Source organism: Psychrobacter sp. M4, assembly GCF_055699795.1.
Genome location: NZ_CM146740.1, coordinates 3,256,324 through 3,275,891 on the forward strand (window position 1 = coordinate 3,256,324; position 19,568 = coordinate 3,275,891).

At 41.0% G+C, this 19,568-nt stretch carries 18 protein-coding genes; 12 read left to right on the plus strand and 6 right to left on the minus strand.

What is annotated here, in order from left to right:
* The first annotated feature begins 25 nt into the window (after window positions 1-25).
* The 4 genes from ACR63N_RS13610 (at window position 26) to ACR63N_RS13625 (ending at window position 4,226) form a co-directional block, all read left to right on the plus strand.
* Entirely contained in the window at window positions 26-337 is a 312-nt protein-coding gene (locus ACR63N_RS13610; protein WP_367106453.1) for a Trp family transcriptional regulator, read from the plus strand.
* Window positions 338-468: 131 nt separating this feature from the next.
* The gene (locus tag ACR63N_RS13615; RefSeq protein ID WP_367106452.1) at window positions 469-2,076 is read left to right on the plus strand and encodes a GMC oxidoreductase; all 1,608 of its coding nucleotides are present in this window, start codon (window positions 469-471) and stop codon (window positions 2,074-2,076) included.
* A gap of 281 nt (window positions 2,077-2,357) precedes the next feature.
* On the plus strand, window positions 2,358-2,831 hold the full coding sequence (locus tag ACR63N_RS13620; RefSeq protein ID WP_367106451.1) for a hypothetical protein: 474 nt from the start codon (window positions 2,358-2,360) through the stop codon (window positions 2,829-2,831).
* A gap of 291 nt (window positions 2,832-3,122) precedes the next feature.
* Window positions 3,123-4,226, plus strand: coding sequence for a M28 family peptidase (locus ACR63N_RS13625; RefSeq protein WP_367106450.1), 1,104 nt, complete (start codon window positions 3,123-3,125; stop codon window positions 4,224-4,226).
* A 63-nt stretch (window positions 4,227-4,289) separates the two neighbouring features.
* Here the strand turns inward: ACR63N_RS13625 and ACR63N_RS13630 are convergent, their stop codons facing one another.
* Window positions 4,290-5,153: a hypothetical protein gene (locus tag ACR63N_RS13630; RefSeq protein ID WP_472782172.1), complete on the minus strand. Its 864-nt coding sequence runs from the start codon at window positions 5,151-5,153 to the stop codon at window positions 4,290-4,292.
* A gap of 411 nt (window positions 5,154-5,564) precedes the next feature.
* Here ACR63N_RS13630 and ACR63N_RS13635 point away from each other — a divergent pair, with 411 nt between their 5' ends.
* The 6 genes from ACR63N_RS13635 (at window position 5,565) to ACR63N_RS13660 (ending at window position 11,000) form a co-directional block, all read left to right on the plus strand.
* A complete protein-coding gene (locus ACR63N_RS13635; RefSeq protein WP_472782173.1) occupies window positions 5,565-6,569 on the plus strand; it encodes a lipoate--protein ligase in 1,005 nt (334 codons plus the stop codon).
* A 173-nt stretch (window positions 6,570-6,742) separates the two neighbouring features.
* Complete coding sequence (locus tag ACR63N_RS13640; protein WP_472782174.1) at window positions 6,743-7,927, plus strand: PAAR domain-containing protein; 1,185 nt, start codon at window positions 6,743-6,745, stop codon at window positions 7,925-7,927.
* Window positions 7,928-7,960: 33 nt separating this feature from the next.
* Window positions 7,961-8,236 (plus strand): hypothetical protein, encoded by a 276-nt coding sequence (locus tag ACR63N_RS13645; RefSeq protein WP_472782175.1) that lies wholly within the window; start codon window positions 7,961-7,963, stop codon window positions 8,234-8,236.
* 2 nt (window positions 8,237-8,238) lie between these two features.
* Window positions 8,239-8,766 (plus strand): carboxypeptidase regulatory-like domain-containing protein, encoded by a 528-nt coding sequence (locus tag ACR63N_RS13650; protein WP_472782176.1) that lies wholly within the window; start codon window positions 8,239-8,241, stop codon window positions 8,764-8,766.
* A complete protein-coding gene (locus ACR63N_RS13655; RefSeq protein WP_472782177.1) occupies window positions 8,753-9,277 on the plus strand; it encodes a hypothetical protein in 525 nt (174 codons plus the stop codon). Before ACR63N_RS13650 ends, ACR63N_RS13655 begins: the two co-directional genes overlap by 14 nt.
* Before the next feature lie 220 nt (window positions 9,278-9,497).
* Entirely contained in the window at window positions 9,498-11,000 is a 1,503-nt protein-coding gene (locus ACR63N_RS13660) for a lytic murein transglycosylase (RefSeq protein WP_367106445.1), read from the plus strand.
* Between the two features lie 160 nt (window positions 11,001-11,160).
* Here ACR63N_RS13660 and ACR63N_RS13665 read toward each other — a convergent pair whose 3' ends face one another.
* From ACR63N_RS13665 to ACR63N_RS13680, 4 genes are all read right to left on the minus strand, one after another.
* Window positions 11,161-11,460 carry a hypothetical protein gene (locus ACR63N_RS13665; protein WP_367105891.1) on the minus strand — a complete coding sequence of 100 codons (300 nt, stop codon included), beginning with the start codon at window positions 11,458-11,460 and terminating at the stop codon, window positions 11,161-11,163.
* Between the two features lie 230 nt (window positions 11,461-11,690).
* Window positions 11,691-12,641 carry a DUF4062 domain-containing protein gene (locus ACR63N_RS13670; protein ID WP_367106444.1) on the minus strand — a complete coding sequence of 317 codons (951 nt, stop codon included), beginning with the start codon at window positions 12,639-12,641 and terminating at the stop codon, window positions 11,691-11,693.
* 292 nt (window positions 12,642-12,933) lie between these two features.
* Window positions 12,934-13,764, minus strand: coding sequence for a glutamate racemase (murI, locus tag ACR63N_RS13675; RefSeq protein WP_367106603.1), 831 nt, complete (start codon window positions 13,762-13,764; stop codon window positions 12,934-12,936).
* A 226-nt stretch (window positions 13,765-13,990) separates the two neighbouring features.
* Window positions 13,991-14,692 carry a DUF1285 domain-containing protein gene (locus ACR63N_RS13680; protein ID WP_472782753.1) on the minus strand — a complete coding sequence of 234 codons (702 nt, stop codon included), beginning with the start codon at window positions 14,690-14,692 and terminating at the stop codon, window positions 13,991-13,993.
* Between the two features lie 750 nt (window positions 14,693-15,442).
* On the opposite strand from ACR63N_RS13680, the gene ACR63N_RS13685 reads away from it, so the two are divergent.
* Window positions 15,443-17,080 carry an electron transfer flavoprotein-ubiquinone oxidoreductase gene (locus ACR63N_RS13685; RefSeq protein WP_367106601.1) on the plus strand — a complete coding sequence of 546 codons (1,638 nt, stop codon included), beginning with the start codon at window positions 15,443-15,445 and terminating at the stop codon, window positions 17,078-17,080.
* A gap of 138 nt (window positions 17,081-17,218) precedes the next feature.
* On the opposite strand, the gene ACR63N_RS13690 is transcribed toward ACR63N_RS13685, so the two are convergent.
* Window positions 17,219-18,715 carry an alanine/glycine:cation symporter family protein gene (locus ACR63N_RS13690; RefSeq protein ID WP_367105893.1) on the minus strand — a complete coding sequence of 499 codons (1,497 nt, stop codon included), beginning with the start codon at window positions 18,713-18,715 and terminating at the stop codon, window positions 17,219-17,221.
* Between the two features lie 589 nt (window positions 18,716-19,304).
* Between ACR63N_RS13690 and ACR63N_RS13695 the strand changes: the two genes are divergently transcribed.
* Window positions 19,305-19,565 carry a DUF4212 domain-containing protein gene (locus tag ACR63N_RS13695; RefSeq protein ID WP_367105894.1) on the plus strand — a complete coding sequence of 87 codons (261 nt, stop codon included), beginning with the start codon at window positions 19,305-19,307 and terminating at the stop codon, window positions 19,563-19,565.
* Window positions 19,566-19,568 lie beyond the last annotated feature (3 nt).

Sequence of the window (19,568 nt, forward strand, 5' to 3'; positions counted from 1 at the left end):
GATGAAACTATTAGAAGGAGTAAACATGTCAAAAGAAACCCAGAAAGCGAATAATCAGACGAGCGAAGCTTATGATTATCTACTAAAGCTACTGGTTGAAACTGATAATACAGAACGTCTATCAGCGATATTCGATGCGCTCATGACAGAAAAAGAGCAAACAGAGCTGGCCAATCGCTTAACCATATTTGGCCTACTACAGCAAGGCGTCACGCAAAGAGAGATTAGTGCAAAGCTAGGTGTCGGTATTGCAACCGTGTCCCGCGGTGCTAAGGTATTTAGTCAGCATCAAATTAATGAATTGTTGCCTGATATTGGAGAGAAGATTGCGATTTGAGGTTTGGTATTGTTAAATGACTAACAAGTGTCAAATAAATTCTGTCAGCGTAATAATAAAGAAACTTATGTTCGTTAAAGTGTTGCTTATAAAAAATTCATCCCAAAATCAGCTACAAAATCGGAAAACATATGCAACGACGACAGTTTATTAAATCAATGGGCTTAGGTGTAGCGGCAGTCAGTACATCCGCGGCGATGAGTGGTTGCCAAACCCTCGCCAAGCAGCCAAAACTGCCTACGACCATCACTCAAGTTGGACATTTTCCTAATATTATCGTCGGTAGTGGTTACGGCGGCGCGGTATCTGCACTCAGACTGAGCGAGCAAGGTCATAAAGTATTGATATTAGAGATGGGCATGCGCTGGGATAGAACGCCTGAGCACGATACCTTTTGTAAGATGATTAGCGCCGATAAACGCTCTAGCTGGTTTAGCAACAGACCCAACGCCCCTATCCCGATTCCCATCCCTATCAGAAAATATCCCGGCGTTTTAGATTTAGTTGAATATGACGAGATGAAAGTCTTCGCCGGACGCGCTTATGGCGGCGGCTCTATCGTCAACGGCGCAATTGCTATCCAGCCTAGACGCTCGCATTTCGAAGCCGTCTTTCCGTGGATTGATAGTGATGAGATGTACGACACCTACTTTCCGCGCGCGATGAAGGAGTTAAAAGTCAGCCAAATCCCTGAGGACTTCTTTAATGACACCGAATATTATGAATTCACTCGAGCGGCTGAACGTCAAGCCGAGCGAGCGGGACTAAAAACAGAATTTTTCGCCAACAGCTACGACTTTGATTATATGCAAAAAGAAGCTCGCGGCGAAGTCTACCAATCAGGCCTTGGAGGCGAAGTCATCTACGGTAATAACGCTGGCAAGTTCTCACTTGATCTAACCTACCTAAAAGATGCTGAAGCGACGGGTAACGTTACGGTAAAAACCCTGCGCAAAGTAAATAGTATACAAGCGCTCGATAATGATCAACTTAGATTAGAAGTTCACGTCCTCAATACCACAGGCGGCATCGATAAAATTGCTAGTATCGAGCATTATACTTGCGACAAACTGTTTCTAAATGCAGGCAGTACAGGCACCTCAGAACTACTGCTTAAAAGTCAAGCCGAGGGCAAACTAAACCATCTAAACGAGCACATCGGACAGCATTGGGGGCCAAACGGCAACATCATGACTGGGCGCAATTTTGTCCACGCCGCTGGCACTACTCAATCTACCATTCCGGTCAAAGGCATTAACATGTGGGATGGCGATAGAGGCGGTTCAAAGTACAAAATCTTTGCCGAACTCGCGCCATTGCCACTAGGACTTGAGACATGGACGACGCTCTATCTTGCCATCACGGATAATCCAGAACGCGGTAATTATTACTACGATAAGGACTCGCAAACGGTCAAACTCAACTGGAATCGCGAGCAAAATGAGTACTCGGTAAACGCCGCCCAAGAGCTACTAGACAAGCTTGGCGAGTCCAATGGCGGCACTAAAGCGCGTCTCTTATTCAATAATGGTTTTGGTGACGACTTTTGTTATCACCCACTTGGCGGCTGCGTACTTGGCAAAGCGACCGATGAGGTTGGCCGCGTCAAAGGCCATAACAATATCTACGTGCAAGATGGCGCGTTAATACCCGGCAGCGCAGGCGTCAATCCGTATGTGTTTATTACCGGACTTGCTGAACGTAATATGGCGAGGATTTTAAGGGAAGATTTTGGGTAGGGTTTTGGGTTTTAGGATTTGACTGTATGAAAAGAGCTCTTAAAAATTAGTTAGAAGGTGAATTACGCATTCGCCCACCCCACGCATACTTAAAAACTTTTTTCGCAAAGTTTACTTAACTTATGTATTTTGCCGTAGGGTGGCGTTAGACTTGTCGATTTCTCGTAGAGAATAAAGACAAGGCGTAACCCTCCGTTGAAATTAGGCAATCATTCGGTGGGTTACGCCTTCGCTAACCCACCCTACAAGCTACCACAATATATGCTGTAAGGATAGTTATAATGAAATATATCAAACACTCTGTAAATTCTCTTGGAGACTATAATTGGGATTTTAGGTACTACTATGATGAAGTAGTACCTGAGATACTTAAAAGTAGGAAAGATTTAAGCCAGATTTTATCAAGTGATTTAAACGGAATAGATGATATAAAGAAGACGCTTAATAGAGGCATAATTAAGACGATTTATTATGATTTAGAAAATGATAGAATATCGCTGAAGATCGAGCAAAGATATGGCAAAGATTTAATAGAAATCATCTATTCAGATATTGTAAATGTTAATATCAATTGCTGCATATTACCAATCACCATAATGGCACATGAAGTAGACGTAACGCCTGATAATAATATTGTACATTCACTATTTTTATTAGGTGATACAGAAATAGTTCTTGAATGCGAAAAAATAGAATTAAAGAATAGCCCCCTTGAAAAAGACACAAGTCAAAATCTGAGTTACTATGTCGGCTAATTTATCACTGGCAGTCTCTTTAAGCTTCATTCTAAAATCATAGCGCAGTCGATGATTATTCGGTGGGTTACGCATTCGCTAACCCACCTTACGCCAAACTTAAAACCAAGTCCAAGCTTTGTTGATACCTAAATAGACAACTCCTCACAGTCACCACTCACCCCCTATCCCCCACCTTCATAAAAAAACAACCTACGACAATATCTCTATAAAACTATTTACACTTAGTTGTAAAAACGTTTTATATTATTGATTAGGCCTTTTACGATAACTGAATCAGGGGTACTTACAATGTTACAGACCATAGCGAAACAAGCACCGAAACAAACGATAAAAGTTTTAGCTGTAGCCATTATGCTAGCAGGCGTGACCGCATGTAATGATGACGATAGCGAGACGATCATTACCCCTGTCATCACATACGGGGAGTATGGTATTGATACCGCACTGACCTTAGCGCGTGATTATCCGGGGCGTTATATGGGCTCAAGTACCGAGCTTGCCGCTGCCCAATATATGAAACAGCGTATGACCTTTGGCGACAATAGCAATGAGGCGATACTAGAGCCTTTTACCTTTGTGCCGTCTAGAGGGCCATTTGCAGAGCAATCAATTACCAGTCAAAATGTAGTCGTCACTCATGAAGGTACAGAAAATACCGGACGAACCTTATACGTGGGAGCGCATTATGATTCGGCGACGCAGTATCCCAATTATATTGATCTTGAGGGATTAGATGACAATGCCTCGGGTTCTGGCGTATTGAGTGAGTTGGTTTATCATTTTAGAGGAGTGGATACCGTAGATACGATTAAATTTGTGGCGTTTGGTTCTGAAGAAGGCGGACTGCAAGGTTCTAAAGCGTTTGTGGAGAGCTTAAGTCAGGATGAGATCGACAATGCTATCGGTATGATTAATTTAGATAGCCTGCTTACAGGCGATAATATGTATGCCAATGCGGGGGATAATAGTTACGACGATGATGGCAATGAGATCGCAGCTAACGTAACGCTACGTGAGGCGGCGCTACGTATTGCAGACAAGCTTAATATTGGTCTGCAAGTGAACCCAGCTATCATCCCTCCGGATGCAGATGAGCCTTATAAACCTCTTGGTGTTGGCTGTTGTAGCGATCAAGAATCGTTTGATAGTATCATGCCTGTAGTCGCTTTTGAGGCGACTAACTGGAGCTTGGGCCCAGATTTTGATGGCTATACGCAAACGGATAACCCTGATATTCCAGGTGGCTATTCTTGGCATAACCCAGATGTGGATAACGAAGCGGTATTAACACAAGCGTTGGGCGAAGAGCGTATCAAGCAGCGTATGAGCGCTTTTGCTCGGATTGTCACTGAGCTTATCGCTGAACAAGTACAAGCTGAGTCTATTCGATAAATTGTGCTCAAGATAGGAGTAGGTCTAGTACTCCTATCTTGAAGTCGGCACTCTACGCATTCATCAAATACTTTTCATGACCATAATAAGCTTCTCAACAGGCGCTTCATGTTCTATTGCTGCATCAGTAACCCAAAGTGCAAAATTGCTAGCTAAAACTTCTTCAGGGTGATTTAGATATTCTGCATTTGGCAACACGACAGCATCGTAGTTGGTCTCAGTCTTTGGTATAAATAGAGGTTTGTTTTCTATTAAAAGGGGTCGCGTGATACCTTTATCAGATTGCACAGCCAGTAGACCATCTTGTAAATAAGCGAAAAAAGACAGGTTACTTGCCATGTCGTACTTGCTAAAAGCTTTTAATAAAGGTAAAAAAGTTAGCTGCTGACCTTGGTAATCCAGATCGATAGCATATCCCATTTTTGGCGAATCAGGATTGGTAATCCTCAAAGCATCTATCTCATTAGGCAAGACTAGTGGCGCTATTTTTTTGAAATTCACTGTTGAGTATAGTTTGTCACGATGCGCTTGATTATACCGCGAGTAGACATGAAAAAATTCGTGGGCCACAAGAGCGTTTATCTCCGACTGCGAATCTTCTAAAAGCTCTGGAGTCAATACAATATAATCCTCTCTAGTATACGCAGCACCCGATTCAACCAAACCATTGGTTAGGACAAACTTTATATTTTTTGGGGCATTGATATTCAATTTGGAGATTTTATCTTGTAGTAACTTAACTGCAGTCAGCACCTTTTCTTTAGACTCAGTGTCCCAGTTTATCGCTGCTTTTGAGTAATAACCTTCTAGCTCCTTTGGTGACAATTTACGCCCACTTTTAAACTTTGCTTGCCAATCAAAAGGGCTTAACGCCTGAATATACTCATCTTCGGTTGCCAATAGTTTAATGCTAGCGTCTTTGTCCAAGAATGATATGTTTATATTTTTATTAGTCTCATTTGAACTTGATTGATTATAGATTGAGTCGCCGGTAGCAAGTGTACTAGCAGGGGTTGAAAAGATTTCATTTTGATTAGAGCACGCACTTATACTACTTACAGTAAACGTTATCATTAGTATCTTTATCGGTTGAAGTAAACCAGAAACCATAATTTATATCCTCTCAATTAAAATAGTATAGTAAAGACGACATGTACTTGTTTGAGTTTACAACAAAATCATCAGAAGAGATTGAACTTTGATCGAATTTTTATCATTGTATGTTTCGTTAAAAGTTTAAACCAAACTCCCCCACCACACCCCCATTGAATTAAAGCCCCACATCAGCAACAATAAGAGTAGCTTCTAACAATAGTCTCCATAAAAAAAGGACAAATAATGAAACTACGTATCTTAAAATCAAGCGTTACCAACCCGTGGTTTAACCTCGCCACCGAGGATTGGATATTTAATACGCTCGACGCAGACTCGCACACGCTATTCTTATGGCGTAATAGCGAGACCGTGGTCATTGGGCGCTCACAAAACCCATGGGTAGAATGCAAAATCGATAAGATGGAAGAAGACGACGTGTTTTTAGCACGGCGTCAAAGTGGCGGTGGCGCAGTGTTTCATGATTTGGGCAATACCAACTTTACCTTTTTATCGCCCAAAGACGACTACGATCAAGAAGCGAACTTTACCATTATCATCAATGCGCTAAAAAAATTGGGTATAGACGCTGAGCAGTCCGGACGTAACGATATGCAAGTCGGTGATAAAAAAATATCAGGTAGTGCCTTTAAACATGCGGCGGATCGTAGCTTTCATCATGGCACATTACTGGTCAACGCCAACATGCAAAAGCTGGGCGATTATCTCAATCCGCACCCACTCAAGTTGCAAGCCAAAGGCATTAAATCGGTACGTGCGCGCGTCGCCAATTTGGTTGAATTTAATGCAGACATCAATCACGAGACCTTATCTAATGCGATTATCGAGGCATTTTGTGAATTTTATGGGGATATTGCGCCAGTAGAAGAGCTGGATGAAGCCAGTCTCGCCAAGCAGCCTAACCTGAACAAATACTATCAGCAAATGGCAGATTGGGATTGGCGTTTTGGCAAGACACCTGAATTTACCCATCACGTTGAGACACGCTTTGATTGGGGCATTATTGATTTGCATCTTGATGTGAAGCACGCAGTGATTAGCGAAGTGGTCATCTTCTCTGATGCGCTAAACGTTGAATTAATTGATCTATTAATAGAGACGTTGACTGATATTAAATATGATAGACATGAGGTGAAAGCTAAGTTTGCTGAGCTGGGCAAAGCGCATCCTGATTTGACGGCGCATATTGATGATGTGTCTGCGTGGTTGACTAGTGAGATGGAAGGTTAGGCTTTACTTAGCGTAGTCTAATTCATTATATAGAATTGCGTTTCTTACCTACTAACTTGTATTCTCTAACAAACTTAAGTTGGATATTTTTTATGATGGCAATCTATAATGCTGAACAAATGATAATTTTTAGGTAGAACCTTAAAGTATATAAATTCAAGCAAGGTAGCATTATGGCAGCTTATATTACGGTGGGAGCAACCACCACTCACGGCGGAACAGTGATCACTGGTTCGCCGCATACCACGCACAATGGCGTCCACGTCTCGCGTAAAGACGACAAAGTCGTTTGCAAAAAATGTAAAAAAGTCACTACCATTCTCACAGGCGATCCTTCATTTATTGTGGACGGCGCACCGATTGCCCGCGGCGGTGATATTAGCAGCTGCGGCGCAAAGCTGATTGCTAATCAACAGTCGTTTGCGGAGTCGGACTTTGAGGGGTTTGGGGTTGAGCAGCCTGAGCCAATGTTTGAACAACCCGCGCCTTTGGTTTTTCCCAAGTCGGATCCTGAGGCGGTGTTTGCGAGTTTTGTTCCTAAAGCTGATGAGATATCTGTAATTAGGATGGGACGTGTTGAAATGATGCATAACAACGAATTCGCTCCTCTTAAAGCATCCAGTTACGATTCTAAAGTAGTTAATGATAAGATTAAATTAAAGGTCAATATAGCTGAAGGTAGCTACACTAAATTAGTAATCTTAATGTCTAACATGGAAATAGCTACAAAGACGGGTAGTTTTAAAGCTGGTGATTCTATTGAGGTAGTGTGGGATGGTTTTATTAATGATAAATACGATAGTACCTGGTTTAATAATGACAAAGTTGAGTTTACGGTTATAGGAACGAACAGCAAAGGAGGTCAAGACAAACACAGTAGTCAACATAAATTTGAGTATAAGCAATGTGACTGGCTAGATATAAAAGTCAATAGAAGAACCAAAAAAATAGATGTCAATCTGCGCGTTGCTATTTCGAAAATTAGTAAAGTACATGTTGAAAAAAGGAGACTAGTGCCTCTGGTACCTCCAAATGTGATTAAAGTTAATAATAATAAACCTATGATAGAAAAAATAAATATAACGAATCAAGAGATTGAAGCCTTAGTAAAACAAAGTGTCAGTAGATACTGGAGCCGTAACAGTAACAATTTAACAGTCATCCCAAGTTACCCACTAGGTATTAACATAAATGGTGATAAATATGAGGTATTCACAACTTGTGAAATAAGTGAAAATAACAATCTTCATGAAGTTGACATTAAATTTAATACCAATACTAATTTCGCACGCTCTAGGAATTGGGAGTTATCTCGAATCGTATATTACAATGTAGGATATATCAAATTTTCTGATTGATGGGGCTATGTTAGCAAATCTAGAGCATATAGAATGTTTAAAAAGACATTTTCCCATGAATTAGGTCATGACATATTGTTAGCTTATGGTGGTCATAGTTATTCAAAAGGACATAAAGGTTCTTCTACTGTTGTCACGCAAAAAGTTAATGGTGTCTATCAATATACAGGCAATGAATACAATCTAATGAAATACGCTGAAAAAAGTCCATTAGACCTCTATGATAAAGCTGTGGCTAGTGAAGAAGATGTGCGAAGTTTTTTATGGTTGTCAATGATTAAAATTGTGCCATTAGTCAGTAGAGGTTAGCTATGAAACTATCATTAGCAGGAATATGTTTACTAACTATTTCATTCACTGCGTGTCAAGCAGAGCCTACTACCAAGTATTACCTGACGCCCATTGTTACCGGACAAGTATTAGATAGTCGCAATGATCAACCGATTAGCAATGCTAACGTTCTCTATACTAGTAATACCTATACGACGACTGATAAAGAAGGTTATTTTAGACTTCCTGCGATTACTAGCGATGGACATACTGCTGATAGCGGAGAGTTAAGTGAAATGGATATTGTCATCAATAAAGAAAACTATAAAGGTAAAACATACTCGAATTTTGGTATCTCAAGAATAAAAGTAGTAAGCGCATCTAGAGTACCTGAATATATACATATGGGTAGAGTGTATTTAGCGCCATTGCCAAGTCACGTAAAAATAGAAGATAGTTATAAGTATGAAGAATATATAGAGGATATGACGTTTTGTCAGCCCAATGAGTCACAAAAAGACGTGAATTGCATTCCTGTGCCAGACGGAGTAAATCGTGAATATCTTTAATAAAATCAATTTGTTCAGTATCGTTTGTCTGACAGCGTTGGTAACCACTTCTTGTACTGCGCAAGAGCCTGAAGTGCTCTATGTGACGCCCTCTATAAAGGGTCAACTCATTGATAGACAAACCGACCAGCCCCTGAGCAATATTACGGTTTACTTAACCGGTGACATTCAAGACACCTCTGATAACAAAGGTCGCTTTGAGCTACCTGTTATGCAAAAGATAGATACAGATGAGATGGGCGCAGATTATTTTAAAGCTATAGTTAAAGACGCTAATATTATGATCGATACGCAAAGCTATCAGCGACGTCTGTTCGCAATTGATGACATAGTACCATCTAAAAGTACTGACCTAAAAACTCTCGTTACTATTGATATGGGCAATATTTACTTAACACCATTAACTGACGGTATACATCGCTATGGAACCGTATTTGAATATGTAGATAGCATGCCCTACTGCAAGCCTATTGAGTCGCAAAAAGAAGCAAACTGTATACCTAAGCTATAAAGCTTATGAGTAACAACCCCTACCTAATCCAAGCTTCTACTCTCTCCCCCAAAACAATACTAACCACATACCCCAACACCTTTTCTTGAAGATTTAGATTGGTTGCTCTAAAACCTGTTATTATAATGCACTATTGTCATATCATATTTTTTGTTGGTCTTGTTAACCGTTTTTGACTGTGCTTTTATCTATTGCCCCTTTGACTTTTATAGGATATCTCATGCGTTTGAATAAACTCTCCTCTGTTTCATTATTGACCGCAGCTATCGGCCTCAGTCTCGCCAGCACTGCTCAAGCGGCCCGCCCGCCTGCACCAGATTTATCCAACAGTGAGTTTCAGCAGTGCCTTGATGGACTTAAAAACTCTAGTAAATTTAGCGGTGTGGACAGCTATACCTTTAATAATTATCGTCCCAGCCAGCCTGATCCAAGCGTGATTCAATCCTTGAATTATCAGCCTGAATTTCAAAAAGATGTTTGGGATTATTTATCAGCGTTAGTGGACAAGGAGCGCGTTGAAGATGGTATCCGCGCCAAACGCCAGTGGGGTGATACCTTGCGCCAGATCGAATCGCGTTATGGCGTCAAGCCTGAGCACGTTTTAGGCGTTTGGGGCGTGGAGTCTAACTTCGGTCAGACTTTGGGCAAAAAGCCGTTATTTGAATCGCTTGCGACGTTATCTTGTTTTGATCGTCGTCAAAGCTACTTTCAAGGTGAGTTCGCCAATGCGCTCAAAATCGTGCAAAACGGCGATATCGCACCCAGTGATATGACTGGCTCATGGGCCGGCGCGTTTGGACAAACCCAGTTTATGCCAAGCACCTTCTTAGAGTTAGCTGTAGATTTTGATGGCGACGGTCGCCGCGACCTTGTCAATAGCGTACCGGATGCATTAGCCTCGACGGCTAACTTTTTGGATAAGCGTGGTTATCGTACTGGCGAGCCTTGGGGCTACGAGGTTAAGCTTCCCAGCGGCTATTCAGCAGCGTCTGATCGCAAAAATAAGAAATCGATGAGTTATTGGCGAGGCCAAGGGTTAACGCTGGCTAATGGCAGTCCCCTGCCCTCCAATTTGGATAGTGCTGGTTTGCTATTACCCGCTGGTAGTAACGGTCCTGCCTTTTTGGTTGGCAAAAACTTTGATACCTTCTACTCTTACAATGCCTCAGAGAATTACGCTTTAGCTATTGCTCATTTATCTGATCTGATCACCCGCGAGGATAGTAGCAAAACCGACTTTATCACTGCTTGGCCAACAGATGACCCGGGTATCAGTCGTCAGCAAGCTCGCGACATTCAGCAAGGTCTATTAAATGCAGGCTACGACATCGGCGAGGTAGACGGCATTATCGGCGACAACACGCGTACTGCAATTCAGCAGTACCAAACCAGTCGTGGGGTGTTCCCAGCCGATGGCCGCGCGGGTCAGAGATTTTATCGTTTGATCACCCAAGGTGGCGTGCAAGGCAATACAATAAGCCGTCCGACTCAGTATAGTCAACCAGTTAACAGTCAAAACCAACCTTCAACATCAGCGCCTGCTGATCGTATGGGACAACTGATTGAGCAGCAAACAACCATTACCCCAAGCCGTTCTAATAAGTTTACCGATCAAGCTACAGGGCAAGCAGTAGAACCATCGACCACCAATCGTGTTCGCTACCGCCGAATTACCGACGCCAATGGCAATATTCGTTTAGTACGTATCGATGAAGGCTCATAAACTTAATTATGTATAGATATTATTCATAATTAAATGCTCTTAGCTGTTGTTACAGCTAAGAAATGACAGGCCAAACAAAGCAAAAGCCACACTACGGATAGTGTGGCTTTTAGTTTAATACAGGTACTTAGTAATATAATAGTAAATGGTTAGCAAAAACCTAAACTATCGGCGGTGGATCAAGATCACCATTGTCACCACCCCAATTCTCACGTGCTTTCTCATCAAGATCAGCTGGTGTTTTAGGTCGCCATTTACCGTTTTCTTTCCAAGTATCGTCGCCCCAATCTTCGTCTTCTGCCTTTCTATCTAGATCTTTATAAGCCTTACTGGGGTCAACGCCGCGACGCTTCATATCTGCAACCTGCTCTTCTAGCGTGCGAAACTGATCAGCATCATACATGGCTTTTTCTAAGCCATCAATTTCATGCTTTAGGTTGTCACTTTTAGAATCACTCATCATATTCTCCTTAATCATTCAATACATTCATTTTAACATTTATAGCCATTAGGAAGTAAAAAAATTTAAAAACTATATTAAGATATTCTTGATTTTAATCAATATTATGAACAACTTATGCGATTAATTGATATCTCATTATCTCTAGTCCATACTCAATTAACAACGGTTCACACGTATACTTTGTATTACAAAACGTCAAGAGAGATTTGGGCGCTCAAGCTTGTATCTTAGCTTTTATTTGCTCGATATATCTTTTTGGCATAGGAAGTAAGTTTCCACATTTGCTGCGAGGCATTAACACTAGACTTCGTCAATTCAATCCAGTTGGCCACAATTATTGAACGCTGCAAATGATACAGATCATTTTGTGCTATTTGACAGCGTGCAACGGCATGAACATTTGGCATTTTTTGTTTAATATCGTGCTCAGCTCTAGGAGCAATCAAACGATTGAGACAACTTTGTAGACCATAACTTGAAGAAGCTGCTGGCATTTTTGCTAGTGCTTGCAAAACCTCTAACCAAGTTATCTCCATAGTCATAGTGATATCAGTCAAATTGCCACCTTCATATGCATGAGCGCTATACTTGATAACGAAGCTCTCTGTGAGACTAAGAACCTGAAACATGTCGTTATTGTCGTCATCTACGTGTTGATCAGAGGCTAAATGCTCAAAATTTTGGTTATTAGAACGCTTAGTTATAGGGTTTTTAGAGGACTGACCTGCTGTATCAGTAGAAAGAGTTGGCTCTCCAGAATTAGCGTATTGAAAGGTACGTTTTGAAATTAAAGGATTTGAGTTACTCTCAACAGATTTTACCCAGCTTGCTCTTAGCTCACAACTTGCAGTCATGTCTTGATATGCTTTACTAAGTAGCTGATTTATATTAGTAGTATCATCATAATAATGGATATTAGTAACTTGTTGCTCGATCAGATGAGTAAACTCTTGTAGTTGCCGACTGACTTCAAACCCTTTTGCTTTATGACTCTTGATCAAAACTAACATAGGTTTGAGCTTAGCTCTAGCACTCAGATAGCTCAAATGCATTTGACTGACACCCATATTTTGAGCAGTACCTACACCATAACTGTCGCCTACGACAACGATCGTATAATCACAAGCTTCAATACACTGGCGACCATACAAAAAGGCTTGGGGTAGTTCAGTTGCCACATCATAGGTCAAAAAAGCACGCGTCTGAAAAAATATCGCTACACTATCCAAAACTCGCGGTTGATTATGGGCTACACATATTATATGAGCGTGATAGCGATGACTTGACAATATAACCTCTATAGCAACAGCACGGTTAGCGATAGTTTTAATTATACAATTAATTTACTCGTGATGAGTATAAACATGATTCTAGCAGAATATAAGTAACTTGTAATTTTTCGTTTTGATGTTGCTAAAAATAATAAGTATTTGACGACTGCAATTACGATCCGTACAAAGACGTTAGATATCAATAAAGATACCTAATCTTTATCTCTGTACTCAGTAAGCGAGCCACTACTGTATATAAACTCTCATCATACTTACTGGCATAAAAAACCAAAGGATGTATTTCATAATTTTCAATCGATTGAGCTAATATACTTCGCTCAGTCAGCAAAGAATGTACACGAGCTGCAATAGCTTGTCCTGAATCTACTACCTTTATTGATAATTGCTGAGCCGCAATCTCATCAATCAAAAAATCCTTAAAAAAGGGATAATGCGTACAGCCTAATACTAAATAATCTACACCAGCAAGAGCAAAGCTCTGAATTTGTTCTCGTAAGCGCTGAGCAGCATCAGATGTCTCTGACATGCCAGATTCTACCCACGGTACCAATTGTGGATCAAAGTATTTAGTTACCTTAGTACCGCTTGGCGAGGCAATATCTTCAATCACTTGATTTAGCAGTGCTCCGTTGAGCGTCGCTTTAGTAGCTAAAACGGCTACATGACCACTCTTACTTGCTCCTACAGCAGGCTTTAAAGCCGGCACTAATCCTACAATAGGCAATTGTGGATAGCAGCGTCTTGCTGTTTCCAAAGCGTAGGCAGAAGCGCTATTGCAGGCAATAACGATAAGTTTGCAGCCTTGTTGGTATAACCATTTTACTGCTGTTAATGTTAAAGCTTCAATCTCTTCGCTATCCCTATTCCCATAGGGTACATGTAGAGTATCAGCATAGTACACATAGCGCTCAGCAGGCATTTGCTGCGCTAAGTGCAGATATACTGACAGACCACCTACCCCTGAATCGAACAGTCCTATTGGAGCGTTATTCTTATAACTGGCCTCCATGTTTTGTACCTGACACTGAATAATATTATTTTCACTACCGTCATTTTTTTCAATACTATTTACATAGGCTTGGTGGCTTATAGTTCTCATATTAAAAATACTGTCATTACTATATCGACTCTACAAGTTATTGATTCTACAAATTATTGACTCTATAGATTTTACTGTTTAATTTACGGTGTATACTCACAGCTTTATACTAAATCCTAAAACTGATTTCAAGACACTAGTGGTTTGGCATAAACAACTGATAATCCTGCCCGCCGCTACGTAAGGTTAGTATAGTGCTGCCGTTTTCTTCTGTCAGCTTACCAATTTCGGTCAAATGATAGAAAGTATTACGTCCAATAAGGGCGGTTAGACCATTGCGAACAGGCATATAAGGACGAATCTGCTCTTGCTCTACAGCGTCTTTATCCTGCTCATCACTATCTTGAGCATCATTTTTAGGCAAGTAAGTACGTAGTGTAATCGGATGCGCGGCATCTAAACGTACCACATCTCCTGTCGTCGTTGTAAATTCTAACCAGCTGTCGCCTTTTTCTTCTACAATTCCCACATCGTTGATAAGCAGGGGCACATCTTCAACGCTGATACGCAGTTTTTGTACCGGGGTCTTTAGAAAATACTCAATCTCATTATTGCGCTCTTCTCTCCATAAGACGGTTGCAAAAAGATCAACCAATGACTGCCTAGTCAAAGGTCTACCTTCGTGCCACCATTCCCCATTAGCTTTGATTACTAGATCCATATCAACCGTTTGCTCCGGCTGCCAGTCTTCAAGAGGTGGTAAGCTACGCTTTTGACTGTTACCAGTAGTTGACTTTAAGTATTGACTCAGCGCCTCCATATCTTTTAAGTCTGACGGTAGAGTTTTAGCAGGGTCAGTGCCATTTACTTTGCGATTAGTGTTATTACTATCAGTCATCATACACCTTCCCAGATATTAATTAAAGTTTGCTATGTTTAGTATTACTATAATTTTCGGTTTTAAACATGATAAAGTCAGCTCGTTATTGTAGAATCACTATATTAATTTTACCTTAACACTGATACCTATAAATGCGTATCGTGTTTATGAGACTTTTCTTTTATAATAAGTAACGAATTTTTTATCTGATCAGTTATATAAGTATTGTTTAAATTATTTTACTTATCATTAAAGACAGTAGCGGCAGCAATAATGTGTCCATTTTTACCACAAAGACAGTTTTTATCAGGTAGCCCTCTATCTAAGACCCATCACGGTTGCAAGCCTTATTATTTATTGCAACGTCCATAGCTATGTCATAGATAAGCCACTAAGAATTTAGGAGTAGGTATGCAAGAACAAGATAAGCAAACGCCGGTCGTTGATGAGACTATAGACACTGATACGCCTATAACCACTGAAAAAACAGATACTGAAACATCAGCTACGACCAAAACCGATCCTGACACCACAGCGGTAGCAGTTGATACCGATAAAGCCGAGATAGTGGATACTAAAGAATCAGAAATTGATATGACAAAGAACGACGCAGCAGAAACTGAGACAGTTGATACCGTAGAATCCGATGATGAAGCGGCTGCATCTGAAGCCGTAGAAGAGACAGAGGTTGAACCAGAACCAGAACCAGAACCAGAACCAGAACCAGAACCAGAACCAGAGGTTGAGCCGGAAGTCGAACGTGAGTCAATGGAATTCGACGTTATTGTTGTCGGCGGTGGACCTTCTGGCTTATCAGCTGCTATCCGTTTAAAGCAATTGGCGAATGATGCTGGCAATGATGAGTTTATGGTTTGTGTGGTTGAAAAAGGGTCTGAGTTTGGCGCGCATATTCTATCAGGCGCTGTGATTGAACCTCGCGCTTTGAATGAGCTGATTCCTGATTGGAAAGAAAAAGGCGCACCTCTAAACGTGCCAGCAATTGAAGATCGGGTATACATGCTAGGCTCTGCCACCAAGTCAACCAAACTTATGGATTCAATCGTGCCTGAGAGCATGCATAATGAGGGCAACTACATAGTATCGCTTGCCAATGTGGTGCGCTGGCTGGCTGAACAAGCAGAAGAGCTGGATATAATGATGTTTCCAGGTTTCCCTGCAGCCGATATCTTATACAACGATGACGGTTCGGTGAAAGGTATTTTGACAGGCGATATGGGCGTTGCTGCCAATGGTGAAGAAAAACCCAGCTATGAGCCCGGTTACGAGCTATTGGCTAAGTATACCGTCTTTGCTGAAGGTAGCCGTGGTCACCTAGGTAAGCGTTTGATTAGCCGCTTTAGTTTGGATAAAGACAGTGACCCCCAGCATTATGGTATTGGTCTCAAAGAGCTATGGGAAGTCGATCCAGAAAAACATGAGCAAGGCGTAGTGATGCATGGCTCAGGTTGGCCGTTGAAAGACACCGGCTCAAGTGGCGGTTGGTGGTTGTACTTTGATGAAAACAACCAAGTTAGTTTTGGTATGGTTATCGATCTGTCTTACTCTAATCCCTATATGTCACCATTTGATGAATTACAGCGCTTAAAACTGCATCCGCTTATTCGTAATATTTTAGAAGGTGGTAAGCGCATCTCTTATGGAGCTCGCGCTTTAACTAAAGGTGGTCTAAACTCCTTACCAAAATTTACTTTCCCAGGCGGGGTATTGGTCGGTGATGATGCAGGATTCTTAAATCCAGCTAAAATTAAAGGCACCCATACCTCAATGAAATCAGGTATGCTAGCCGCCGAAGCTATTTTTGAGGCGCTACAAGCTGGACGTCAGCATGACGATGTTGTGGCTTATAGCACCATGTACAAAGAATCATGGCTCTATCAAGACAATTATGAAGCCCGCAACTTTTCTCCTGCGATGCACCGTATGGGACAATGGATGGGCGGCGCGTTCAACTTTATTGAGCAAAACCTACTTGGCGGCAAAATGCCATTGACCATTCATGATAATTTAAAAGATCATGATCAGCTAGAGCGGGCGGCACTTGCTTATCAGCCAGAATATCCAAAACCTGATGGCAAGCTGGTATTTGATAAGTTATCATCAGTCTTTATATCTAATACTAACCATGCTGAAGACCAGCCAACGCATTTGAAGCTAACTGATCCTACGGTACCTATTTCTATCAATTTGCCGTTGTATGCAGAACCTGCCCGATTATACTGTCCAGCTGGTGTCTATGAAGTGGTTAAAGACGCTGAAGGTGCCAAGTTTGTCATCAATGCTCAAAACTGTGTGCATTGTAAAACTTGTGATATCAAAGATCCTTCACAAAACATTACTTGGGTAACACCAGAGGGCGGCGGTGGTCCCAACTACCCGAACATGTAAAATAAAAGACATGTAAAGTAAGTACTCGCACTAAAAAACCTCGTTCATAATTGAACGAGGTTTTTTATTGGCTGGTTAATAAGATAAAAACAATTTTACTTTGAATACTTAGATGCTCAAATACTACCCACTCAAACACTAGTCCGACCAAGAATCACGGTTGGCTTCATCTTTTAGCTTAACGAAGTCATCAGGATGAAAAGTGATTTGATCCCCTGTTTTGCCTTCTTTAATTTGGCGCTCATAATCTCGCAATATCCTTAACGCAACTGGAGATAGTATCAAAATAGCGATTAAGTTAGTCAATGCCATAAGGCCCATTGATAGATCAGCAAAGTTCCAAATCGCAGGTAAACTTGCAATAGCGCCAACGAACACCATAGCTAATACCATAAAACGAAAGATCATGATCATCATTTTAGCGTTTTTGCTGCCGGAGATGAATTCAAGATTTGATTCGCCATAGCTGTAGTTGGCAATGATAGAAGTAAAGGAGAAAAAGAAAATAGCTACGGCGACAAAGATAACCCCTAGATCACCCACGTAGCGAGATAAAGCTAGCTGAGTCAACTGAATGCCTTCTTGTTCGACATTGGGATCGATCACGCCGGATAGAATAATTATAGAAGCGGTCGCCGTACAGATGACTAGCGTATCTATAAATACGCCTAGCATTTGCATAAACCCTTGTACCGCAGGATGATCGGGATGAGTTTGCGCCGTTGCCGCAGCGTTTGGCGCTGAACCCATGCCCGCCTCGTTCGAAAACAAACCGCGCTTGATACCATTAATTATGGCTTGTGCAATACCATAACCGATAACCCCGCCGACCGCTTGTTCAAAGCCAAAGGCTGACTTTACAATAAGTGCAATCGCCGCTGGAAACTCGCTAAAGTTAGTTATGATAACAAACAGCGCCAACAAGATATACAAAATAGCCATTACAGGGACAATCTTGCCTGCAATACGCGCGACCGAACGTAGGCCACCGAACACTACTGGCGCTACTAATACTACTAACACCACTCCAGTCATCCAAGTAGGAATACCAAAAGCTTCATTGGTAGCTTGAGCGATGGTATTTGACTGTACCCCATTAAATGCTAGACCAAACGCAATAAGCAAACAAATTGAGAAAAACACCGCCATCCAGCGGCTACCAAGACCTTTTTCGATGTAGTAGGCAGGACCGCCGCGATAAACATTATCATCGTGAGGCACTTTATAAGCTTGTGCTAAAGTAGACTCAATAAAACTGGTCGACATCCCAACCAGCGCAGTCATCCACATCCAAAATACCGCGCCTGGTCCTCCTAAATAAATAGCAATCGCTACCCCAGCTAAGTTCCCCGTACCGACGCGAGCGGCTAGAGAGGTCATCAAAGCTTCAAACGAGCTGATACCTCCGTCTTTACGCCCTTGGTTGGATGCTCGTAGTAATGACCACATATGTCCAAAGTGTCGAAACTGTATAAAACGCGTCACGATAGTAAAATAGATACCGGCACCGATAAGCAAAAACATAAGCAAGCCATACCACGGGTTGCTTGCAATTAACCAGTCATCGTTACCCCAAATGATACTAACACCGTAATTAACGAAGCTATTGAACCAACTTACTACCCCATCACCCATACTGCTCCCCTTCTTTCTGTATCTTTAGTGCTGCACATATTACATTACTCGAACATTATTGTTTATACTGCAAACGTATCCGACAACATTTATGTTTTTGATTCAATGATACTCACTCAAAAAAATCTCGTCTGGCCATTATTAGTTATTGAATCCTTATTTCGAGCAAAATTATTTGTAAAAGTGCTTTTTAGATCAATGTAATAACTAATTTTTTTAAGTATAGGACTTATACTTGTTATATCATTGATGCTAATATGGATTTATAGTTAAATTGTCATAAAATTTCTTATTTAATGAGTATATTTATTCTGTAAAAAATATTTTGTTACACATACTAAGTTGAACTTTTTATTGTTAATTACATGTTTTTTGTATATATTCCTATTAGCTTTAAAGTTATCTAATTATATACTTATTGGCATAAATGTAATTAATATGATCAGACTAGCGAATAGTTGTACTTTATGAAAGAAATTTTATGACTATGGTATGAACCTTTTAATTTAAAAGACACTTGCTAGGTTATAGTAGTTTACTAGCTTTAAACCCGCCTCTTTATTTTGTATTAGACAAAAGGAGTTGTCCTATGGAGAATCGCAACGATCCATCCGGTTATTGGCGCGCCAATATACGTCTCATTTTAGGTAGCCTATTCATCTGGGCTTTATGTTCTTACGGATTTGCAATATTACTACGCCCCCTAATAGCAGGTATCAAAATTGGTGGTACCGATTTGGGCTTTTGGTTCGCTCAGCAAGGGTCTATTGGGGTATTTATTATCTTAATTTTCTTTTACGCATGGCGAATGAATAAGTTAGATAAACAATATGGCGTAGACGAGGAATAGCCC

What these genes read in the sequence shown, in the direction of transcription:
- ACR63N_RS13620 (WP_367106451.1), top strand. Translation starts at nt 2,358, where the DNA reads ATGAAATATATCAAACACTCTGTAAATTCTCTTGGAGACTATAATTGG.
- ACR63N_RS13650 (WP_472782176.1), top strand. Translation starts at nt 8,239, where the DNA reads ATGAAACTATCATTAGCAGGAATATGTTTACTAACTATTTCATTCACT.
- ACR63N_RS13615 (WP_367106452.1), top strand. Translation starts at nt 469, where the DNA reads ATGCAACGACGACAGTTTATTAAATCAATGGGCTTAGGTGTAGCGGCA.
- ACR63N_RS13690 (WP_367105893.1), bottom strand. Translation starts at nt 18,715, where the DNA reads ATGGGTGATGGGGTAGTAAGTTGGTTCAATAGCTTCGTTAATTACGGT.
- ACR63N_RS13660 (WP_367106445.1), top strand. Translation starts at nt 9,498, where the DNA reads ATGCGTTTGAATAAACTCTCCTCTGTTTCATTATTGACCGCAGCTATC.
- ACR63N_RS13685 (WP_367106601.1), top strand. Translation starts at nt 15,443, where the DNA reads ATGGAATTCGACGTTATTGTTGTCGGCGGTGGACCTTCTGGCTTATCA.
- murI (WP_367106603.1), bottom strand. Translation starts at nt 13,764, where the DNA reads ATGGAGGCCAGTTATAAGAATAACGCTCCAATAGGACTGTTCGATTCA.
- ACR63N_RS13680 (WP_472782753.1), bottom strand. Translation starts at nt 14,692, where the DNA reads ATGACTGATAGTAATAACACTAATCGCAAAGTAAATGGCACTGACCCT.
- ACR63N_RS13640 (WP_472782174.1), top strand. Translation starts at nt 6,743, where the DNA reads ATGGCAGCTTATATTACGGTGGGAGCAACCACCACTCACGGCGGAACA.
- ACR63N_RS13635 (WP_472782173.1), top strand. Translation starts at nt 5,565, where the DNA reads ATGAAACTACGTATCTTAAAATCAAGCGTTACCAACCCGTGGTTTAAC.
- ACR63N_RS13665 (WP_367105891.1), bottom strand. Translation starts at nt 11,460, where the DNA reads ATGAGTGATTCTAAAAGTGACAACCTAAAGCATGAAATTGATGGCTTA.
- ACR63N_RS13625 (WP_367106450.1), top strand. Translation starts at nt 3,123, where the DNA reads ATGTTACAGACCATAGCGAAACAAGCACCGAAACAAACGATAAAAGTT.
- ACR63N_RS13645 (WP_472782175.1), top strand. Translation starts at nt 7,961, where the DNA reads ATGTTTAAAAAGACATTTTCCCATGAATTAGGTCATGACATATTGTTA.
- ACR63N_RS13695 (WP_367105894.1), top strand. Translation starts at nt 19,305, where the DNA reads ATGGAGAATCGCAACGATCCATCCGGTTATTGGCGCGCCAATATACGT.
- ACR63N_RS13610 (WP_367106453.1), top strand. Translation starts at nt 26, where the DNA reads ATGTCAAAAGAAACCCAGAAAGCGAATAATCAGACGAGCGAAGCTTAT.